Here is a 3,151-nt window from a genome sequence, read left to right on the forward strand (position 1 = left end):
CCATCCGTCGACACCGGCTGACCGTCCGTCACCGCCATGTCGGTGTGTCCGGGTCTGGGCAGGCCGCGCGCCTTCGTGTCGTTCGCCGGAGAGCTCGGCTCATCTTGAACGCGTGAGGGATGCACCTCCCTTACCGCTTACATTCTACCCGTGCTAAAGTAGGCCCGATGAGCGTCAGCTTCAGTATCGAACTCGACCGCGAAGGCGATGGTCGTTGGATCGCCGAGATTCCCGACCTTTCGGGTGTGCTCTGCTATGGAGCCACCCGCGACGAGGCAGTCGCCCGCGTCCAGGCATTGGCGCTCCGTGTCCTGGCCGAGCGACTTGAGCACGCTGAAGCCCCAGCCGAACTCCTCGACGTTTCGTTCCGCGCGGCGTGAGTAACTGGCCCTCGACAAAGGCACGTCGCGTACTCGCCGCGCTCACGCGAATCGGCTGGAAGCCAAAGCGGCAGTCGGGTTCCCACCGGACCCTGAGTCGACCTGAGTGAGCAGACTTCGTATTTGCATTCCACGACGACGAAGAACTCGGTCCGAACATGCTCGCGCGTATCGCCAAGAAGACGGGTCTTCGCTCCGAGGACCTTTAGCCTGTTCTTCTGTCTGCCCAACGACGCGTCGCCGGATCGTACGCGGTCACCGACGCTGCGGTCCGTCCCGCCCGCCGCGCCCAACGTGGCACCCGTGGCCGGTGACGCCTGGCGGATCATCGTGACCGACGCGGATTGCGCGGCGGCGTGTGCCGACCACGTGGCCTGACGCGCGCCGACGGCCACGGGCTTCGAGGAGAACCCGCCGAAACCCATTTCGGTTCTACGATATCCTTCTTATCATCTATTTCCTCACTGGCTCCGTCCCCGGGCCGCGTCAGCCCGATCAGTTCCAGATCCTCCCACGTTTCATCGAGGCGGCCCGGAAGACTGACGCGGAGCACCAGGTTGTCGCGCAACATCGCCACCGCCGGGCCGACGATGCCGCCGCCGCCGAGCGAGCAGCCCAGCGCCCAGGCGCGGCCAACGAGGGCTCCATCGAGATAGATCCGCAGATCCTTGAACCCGAAGCCGGGGCCGGAACCGAAACCGCGGCGAGCCGCGCCCGATTGTCCGCCAATTGTCCGCCAAGAAGTGCCCGTTCCAACAACTGCAATCGCATCCTTGTTGGACAGCGACTGGACGAAGGAACGCGACCGGTGGGTGCGCCTAGAGTTGCTTGGTCGTACGCATTAACCCGGCGTTGACGAAATCGACCGCTGCCCACGAGTGGCGAGATGGACGTCAGCGCTCATGCGTCGACCAGCGAATAGCTCGTGCTCCGGCCGCCGCCGGCATCTCTTTGCAGCAGGCCCAAGTCGATGAGGCTCTGGATGTCGCGGAGCGCGGTGTCATGCGAGCACTTTTCGAGCTTCGCCCATTTGGTTGTTGTCAGCTTCCCCTCGAACCCATCGAGCAGACGGTTGACGATGTCGCGCTGCCGATCATTCAGCGGCACCCGCGCGTGCCTGTCCCAGAACCGCGCCTTGCGAAGAACGGCACCCAACGTCACTTCCGTTCCGTCGAACGCGCGTCTGAGACACCCCAGGAACCATTCCATCCACGGCGTCACGTCGAGCGTGCCCTTCTGCGTCTTCTCGAGGATGTCGTAGTAGTCGTTCCGCTCGTGGCGGATCTGTGCCGACATGCTGTAGAAGCGCTGCGGGCTGTGCTCCGAGCGCGCCAGCGCCCAGTCGGCGATCGCACGCGCAATCCGTCCGTTACCGTCATCGAACGGGTGAATGGTCACGAACCACAGATGCCCCAGCGCAGCGCGCAGCACCATGTCCGTCTTGTCCGCGCTGTCATTCGCCCATACGAGAAACGCGGACATCTCCTTGTCGAGAAGCGTTGCTGCCGGTGCTTCGTAGTGCACCTTCTCTTTGCCGACGGGCCCCGAAACCATCTGCATTGGGCCGTCGGCATCTTTGCGCCACGCGCCCACGATGATTCTTCGCATCCCGCTTCGGGCAGTCGGAAACAGCGCCGCGTGCCATGCGAACAGGCGCTCATCGCCGAGCGGCGTCGCGTAGTTCTGCGTGGCGTCGAGCATCATCTCGACCACGCCCACAACATCCCGCTCGGCGGCAACAGTGCCCGCGGTCTCGATGCCGAGCCGCCGGGCGATTGAGGAGCGCACCTGGGCCGCGTCGAGTTTCTCGCCCTCGATTTCACTCGACTTGAGAACATCAAGTGTGAGCGTTGCCAACTCGGCTTCCTTCTGGAGCGTGAACCCAAGGCTCTCCATCCGGCCAAGGAGCCGGCCCTGCCGATGGCGGGTATCGGCCAGAGGCCCGGCAAGCGCCTTTTGATCCCAGCGGAACTTGGGCCAATCGGCCAGCTGATGGATGTGACGGGTCATTCTACGCATAACAAGCGTAGATTATGGGGCCTATTCTACGCAGAGTCAATGATTAAATACGCATGTGGTGCGTAGATTAAGGCCGCTAATCTACGCAGCGAGGCCAGATCTGTGGTGCCCGGCGAGCGGCCGGCCATCACCATGCCTCAGCACCGCGACTTCGCTCTGCATCGAAACCGGTCCCCGCGATGAGAAGCGCGCGATCATGAGCACGTCGAGGTGGCGTGACTCACGTAACTCGCCCTCCGAGATTCCCGGTACGGTTCAGTAGCGTTCATTGACGGATCTCGGTGTTGGTTCAGGCCAGCGGCATCGCTGAGGCGCCCGAGCCTGATCACGTTCGTCCAGCCGGGCTGCGAGCATTGCCGACAGCTTCTCCACAATCTCGACGCGGTCGCGGACCGATACCTGGGCGCAGTGCAGGTGGTCGCGATTGCGCTGGGCACTCGGGACACGGTGAACGCATTTGCGAAGGAACTCTCGTTGCGGTTTCCGGTGGCGGTGGACGATCAGCAGGCGTTCAGCAGACACTTCGGCGGCACCGTCGTGCCGCTGACTCTGGCAACAAGTGCCGAGGGCCGAATCGTGCAGGTCCTGATCGGCGAACAATCCGCGACGACACTAGAAGTCTTGATTGATTCGGATCTGAGTTTTTGAGTCAAGTTTTCTACGCAGCAAGGTGCACCTCCGTCAGATAGGCGTCCATCGCGTGCTCCAGCCGCTGGTAGGCCGCGTGGCCCGCGCGCGATGCGGGCGACGCG

The 3,151-nt window shown here is 63.4% G+C and carries 3 protein-coding genes and 1 pseudogene; 3 read left to right on the top strand and 1 reads right to left on the bottom strand.

Annotation, left to right across the window (positions count from 1 at the left end):
- Window positions 1-167: 167 nt before the first annotated feature.
- Both NT151_07210 and NT151_07215 read left to right on the top strand, forming a co-directional pair.
- The gene (locus NT151_07210; GenBank protein ID MCX6538703.1) at window positions 168-380 is read left to right on the top strand and encodes a type II toxin-antitoxin system HicB family antitoxin; all 213 of its coding nucleotides are present in this window, start codon (window positions 168-170) and stop codon (window positions 378-380) included.
- A pseudogene (locus NT151_07215) lies at window positions 377-589 on the top strand (type II toxin-antitoxin system HicA family toxin). The gene NT151_07210 and the pseudogene NT151_07215 overlap by 4 nt, the downstream one beginning before the upstream one ends.
- 691 nt (window positions 590-1,280) lie before the next feature.
- Here the strand turns inward: NT151_07215 and NT151_07220 are convergent.
- The gene (locus NT151_07220; GenBank protein ID MCX6538704.1) at window positions 1,281-2,390 is read right to left on the bottom strand and encodes a Fic family protein; all 1,110 of its coding nucleotides are present in this window, start codon (window positions 2,388-2,390) and stop codon (window positions 1,281-1,283) included.
- 333 nt (window positions 2,391-2,723) lie between these two features.
- Here NT151_07220 and NT151_07225 point away from each other — a divergent pair, with 333 nt between their 5' ends.
- Complete coding sequence (locus NT151_07225) at window positions 2,724-3,047, top strand: TlpA disulfide reductase family protein (GenBank protein ID MCX6538705.1); 324 nt, start codon at window positions 2,724-2,726, stop codon at window positions 3,045-3,047.
- Window positions 3,048-3,151: the final 104 nt, after the last annotated feature.

It is taken from the genome of Acidobacteriota bacterium (genome assembly GCA_026393675.1).
Taxonomy (GTDB): domain Bacteria; phylum Acidobacteriota; class Vicinamibacteria; order Vicinamibacterales; family JAKQTR01; genus JBAXOX01.